This window comes from Methylobacterium sp. CCH5-D2, from assembly GCF_001556475.1.
GTDB classification, from domain to species: Bacteria; Pseudomonadota; Alphaproteobacteria; order Rhizobiales; family Beijerinckiaceae; genus Methylobacterium; species Methylobacterium hispanicum.
In genome coordinates, this window is record NZ_LSIX01000778.1 from 1 (window position 1) to 5,059 (window position 5,059).

5 protein-coding genes are annotated in these 5,059 nt (G+C 71.9%); all 5 read left to right on the forward strand.

Annotated features, from left to right (window positions below; translation table 11 throughout):
- Positions 1-1,352: phage portal protein (locus AX737_RS20720; RefSeq protein ID WP_066924537.1), on the forward strand; the 1,352-nt coding region annotated here is incomplete at its 5' end.
- A gap of 20 nt (positions 1,353-1,372) precedes the next feature.
- Positions 1,373-3,418, forward strand: a complete 2,046-nt coding sequence (locus tag AX737_RS20725) for a prohead protease/major capsid protein fusion protein (protein ID WP_066924539.1) — start codon at positions 1,373-1,375, stop codon at positions 3,416-3,418.
- A 97-nt stretch (positions 3,419-3,515) separates the two neighbouring features.
- Positions 3,516-3,854, forward strand: a complete 339-nt coding sequence (locus AX737_RS20730; protein ID WP_066924541.1) for a DUF2190 family protein — start codon at positions 3,516-3,518, stop codon at positions 3,852-3,854.
- Positions 3,855-3,858: 4 nt separating this feature from the next.
- Positions 3,859-4,269, forward strand: a complete 411-nt coding sequence (locus AX737_RS20735) for a hypothetical protein (protein ID WP_066924543.1) — start codon at positions 3,859-3,861, stop codon at positions 4,267-4,269.
- Positions 4,266-5,039 (forward strand): hypothetical protein, encoded by a 774-nt coding sequence (locus AX737_RS20740; RefSeq protein WP_066924545.1) that lies wholly within the window; start codon positions 4,266-4,268, stop codon positions 5,037-5,039. Before AX737_RS20735 ends, AX737_RS20740 begins: the two co-directional genes overlap by 4 nt.
- Positions 5,040-5,059 lie beyond the last annotated feature (20 nt).

The window sequence follows — 5,059 nt, forward strand, 5'->3', positions numbered from 1 at the left end:
CGGGCCTCGCCCGCCTGCGCAGCCGCTCGCGCGACCTCGTGCGCAACACGAGCGAGGGCGCGCGCGCCATCGAGGTGCGCACTGCCAACACCATCGGCACCGGCATCCTCGCCGTGCCCGACAACGGCTCCGACCGGATCGACAACCAGGTCAAGGATCTCTGGGCCGAGTGGTGCGCCACCTGCGACGTCGAGGAGATCAACACCTTCGGCGGCCTGCAGCGGCTCGCCTGGATGGCGATGCTGGAGGGCGGCGACTCGGTCCTGCGCCGCATCGCCCCGCGCGACCGCTCGATGCGCGTGCCCCTCAAGCTCAAACTGCTCGAAGGGGACTTCATCGACACCGCCCGCGACATGGGCCTCTTCGAGGGGCACGCCTCCCGCCTCGGCGTCGGCCTCGGGCCGGAGGACGAGCGCCTGGGCTACTGGATCCACGGTCAGCACCCCGGCGACTTCAATTTCTACGGGGCGCCCTACCAGTCGCACTTCGTGCCGCGCGCCGACGTCATCCACCTGTTCCGGCCGCTGCGGCCCGGACAGGTGCGCGGCGTGCCGCTCTTGGCCCCCGTCCTGATGAGCGCGCGCGACCGCGCCGACCTGATGGACGCGGTGCTGATCAAGGCCAAGACCGAGGCCTGCTTTGCCGTCTTCGTCGAGAGCGCGGACGGCGCCCCGGCCCGCACCGTCGGCGGCGCGACCAAGGAGGGCGGCTCGGCTGTCGGCCGCCTGATCGAGAAGCTCGCGCCGGGCATGATCAACTACCTGCGCCCCGGCGAGAAGGCGACATTCGCCGAGCCGACGAGTTCGGGCCAGTTCGCCGAGGTGTATCTGGCCGCCGCCATGGCCTTCGCGGCGGGCACCGGGCTCACCTACGATGAGCTGACCGGCGACCTGCGGCAGGCGAACTACTCGTCCTTGCGCGCCGGCAAGATCATCGGTCGGCGGCTTGCCCTGATGGATCAGGAGCACGTCGCCGTGCCCCAGCTCGTGCGGCGCGTCGTCGGGTGGTTCGAGGACGCGGCGGTGATGAACGGCGCGCTGCGGCCCCGCCGCGGCGGCTACCGCTGGGACTTCATCCTGCCGGCGGTTGATCCGATCGACCCGAGGAAGGACTTGGAGGCCGACATCCTGGCGGTGCGCGCCGGCCGGATGACGCCCCAGGAGTTCCTGGGAAGCTGGGGGCAGGATTGGCGCAAGGTGGTCGCCGACTTCGGGACCTTCTTCGACGTCCTCGACAAGACGCCCGGCAAGCTCGTCCTCGACATCGACCCGCGCCGGACCTCGCAGACCGGCGTGGCGCAACTGCCCCCGGGCGGGGCCTACCCGACCGATCCCGAGAAACCCGCGGCCTGACCGCCTCAACGGAATCCACCATGACGCGCTCGGTTCCGGCGCCCGCTGGCGCACGCACCCGCTCCACCCCCCGCATTGGTCCGGACGGCTTCGAGCCCGGTGCGACCGCGACCCGCGCGGCGAGCTTCACGCCGGGCACCTACGATCCGGTCGGTCGCACCATCGACGCGGTGTTCTCATCCGGCGCCCGGGTGAAGCGGTGGGGCGGCTACGAAGAGCTGGCCGTCTCGGCCGACGCGATCGACCTCGGCCGGGCGGCTTCCGGGCGGATGAACTTCCTGTTCAACCACAACCAGAACCGCCCGATCGGCGTCGTGGAGGATGCCCGCTTCGAGGCTGGCATCCTCGTCGGGCGCCTGCGCTTCGCCGACACGGACGACGGGCGCAGCTTCGAGGGTCAGGTCGCCCGCGGCGAGCTGTCCTCGATCTCCGTCGGCTACCGCGTCACGACCTGGACCCTGACCAGCATCGACGATGAGGTCGAGGTCTGGCGCGCCGACAAGTGGGAGCTGCTCGAAGTCTCCCTCGTCACCGTTCCCGCCGATCCGCAGGCCGCCGTGCGGTCCGTACCGGCCGAGACGCTTCCTACCCCCCAGTCCACCCCGCACTCAGAGGAGAGCGACGTGCTTCGTCGTAATTCGCCCCAGGGCACGCCGCCCGTCGAGACCGCCCCCGTCGTCCCGGTCGCCCCGGCCGCGCCTGTCGAGACCCGTGCGGCCCCGTCCGCGCCGGTGGCGCCCGTCCTCGACGGTCAGGCTCTCGTCCGCGCCGAGCGGGAGCGCTCGGCCACGATCCTCGACATCGGCCGCCGCTCCGGCCTGCCGCAGGACCAGATCGACGCCGCCATCGCCGACGGCACCACGGCCGAGGCCTTCCGCAATCGCGGTTTCGAGCACATGGCGAATCGCACCGGAGCCGTGGTCACCGGTCAGGGCACCCGGGCCCAGATCGTCGGTCAGGGCGACGACGAGAAGCGGGGCGCCGCGATCGAGAACGCGCTCCTGCACCGCTACGACCCGCGCGGTGTCCAGCTCACCGACCACGCGCGCGAGTTCCGCGGCCTCACGCTCCTGGAGATCGGCAGCGAGTGCCTGGAAGCGCGCGGCGTCAAGACCCGCGGCATGGGCAAGCACGAGCGCGCCCAGGCCATGCTGCAGATGCGCTCGGAGGCCTCCGAGATCGCCCTGCGCTCGGGCGGCGGCATGACGACCTCGGACTTCCCCAACATCCTCGCCAACGTCGCCAACAAGACCCTGCGGATGGGCTATCAGGCCGCCCCGCAGACCTTCCGGCCGCTGGTGCGCGTCGTCACCGTGCCCGACTTCAAGCCGGTCTCCCGCGTGCAGCTCGGCGAGGCGCCCCGCCTGGAGAAGGTCAACGAGCGCGGCGAGTTCAAGCGCGGCAAGATGGGCGACGCGGCCGAGAAGTACGCCGTCTCGACCTACGGCAAGATCGTCGCGATCACCCGGCAGGTCATCATCAACGACGACCTCGACGCCTTCACCCGCATCCCGCGCTCGTTCGGTGTGGCTGCCGCGAACCTCGAGTCGGACCTCGTCTGGGGCGAGATCACGGGCAACCCGCTGATGGCCGACGGCTTCGCGCTGTTCTCGGCCGAGCACGCCAACCTCGGCGCGGGCGGCGGCATCGGCGTCGATACGGTCGGCACCGCGCGCGAGGCCATGCGCAACCAGACCGGCCTCGACGGCAAGACGCTGCTCAACGTGTCGCCGACCTACCTCGTGGTGCCGGTCGCCCTGGAGACCAAGGCCGAGCAGTTCCTCGGCATGATCTACCCGACGAAGACGGCGGACGCCGTCACCGACACGATGCGCAAGCTCAAGCCGATCTCCGAGCCGCGCCTCGACGCGGTGAGCAAGACGAACTTCTACGTCTTCGGCGATCCGGCCCAGATCGACCTGATCGAGCTGGCCTATCTGGAGGGCGCCGAGGGCCTCTACACGGAGACCCGCATGGGCTTCGACGTCGATGGCGTCGAGGTGAAGGTCCGCCAGGACGTCGGCGCCAAGGTGATCGACCACCGCGGCGCGTGGCGCTCGCAGTAAGGCGCCCCGCTCAACCGGGGCCCGCGCCACCCGCGCGCGGGCTCCGGCCCAACCGATCCCTCCCGCACTCCAGCGAGCCTTTCGGCCGAGAGAGCCCATGCGTAATTTCGTGATGAGCGGTTGCACCCTGACCGCGCTGGCCGCCGCGGCGGTCAAATCCGGCGACCTCGTGGTGGCCAACGCCGTGTTCGGCGTGGCGACCGGCGACGCCGCAATCGGCCAGGAGTTCGAGCTCGACACCTCCGGCGGCGTCTACGACCTGCCCAAGGTCGCCGCCGAGGCCTGGGACTTCGGACAGGTGCTCTACTACGACGCCGCCGCCAAGAAGGTCACCGAGACGCAGGCGGCCAACCTGAAGATCGGCGTGGCCGTAAACCCGAAGGGCGAGGCGGCCAACGCGCCGATCGGCCGGGTCCGGCTCAACAAGAGCTTCTGAGCCCGTGCCCGCGCCGTTCGCCCGCCTCGCGCGCGCCGCCGGCCGCACGACGGACCGGGTGTTCGGCGAGCGCTTCCACCTCATCCCCCGGCAGGCGCCCGCCAGCGCGCCGGGGCGCCGCGACGTCAACGCCCGGCGCGAGGCCGAGCCGGGGGCCCCGCCCATCCCCTTCACGGGGGTGTTCGTGGCCCCCGGCGCGCTCGCCCACGCGCGGGGCCGCGCCATGGCGGACTCGACCACCCACGCGATCGCCGCCGAGCAGCCCCGGGTGGATGTCGCGGTCGACGCGCTTGCGGAGCGCCCGCAGGCCGGCTGGCACGTCCTGCGCCTCGACACGGGCGCGCGCTTCGAGATCACCCACTGCCTGCCCGTCGATCTCGGGCGGCTCAGCCTGCATCTGGCGGAGATCCGATGAGCCTTGCCCGCACGGCCCTGCGGCTCGCCGCGATCGAGGCGTTCCTGGCCGACCCCGTGATCGACCGCCAGGTCGAGGGCCGGATCTTCGACAGCCGCATCGAGGCGATCGACCACCGCGAGCCGATGCCGGTGATCTTGGTGACCACCGACACCACGAAGGCCAAGGCGTACTCGGCCAACAACGGCGGCGCCCCCTTCGAGCTGACCTGCAGCCTCACGGTCGAGATCTCCGCCACGGTGGTCGATGGCGAGGGAGCGGAGGCCGAGTTCGGGGTGGTCGCCACCAACCGCGAGCTTGAGGCGCTCCTCGACCTGCTCGAAGACCGGGTGATCGGCGCGCTCACCTACGCGGACACGCCGGCCTCCCGGCTCCTGCGCGAGGCGGTGACGAAGCGGGTGACGGACTACGTCTCCGAGCGCTTTCCGAGCGACCAGACGGGCGAGAAGCTCGCGATCCGCTACGTCGTGTTCGACGTGGTGCTGAAAGATCCCGAACTCCCCGACGCCGCCGCGCCCGTGTCGGGCCCCTACGCCAGCCTGCCGGAGCCCCTGCGCACGGTGGCGCGCGCGCTCACCACCGGCTCGGCCCGGGCGACCTGCGACCGGCTCGCCGGCCTCAGCGTCGGCGAGGCGGCGCCCCCGCTCGCGGGCCTCGACATCACCTTCGCGCCCCAGGCGCTCCGCCCCGACACCCGGCCGGACCCGGCCGCCGACGACGCCGCCGGCCGCACCCACGGCCTCACCCTCGACCTGCCCGCGAGCCCGTAGATGCGCAAGCACGTCACCCC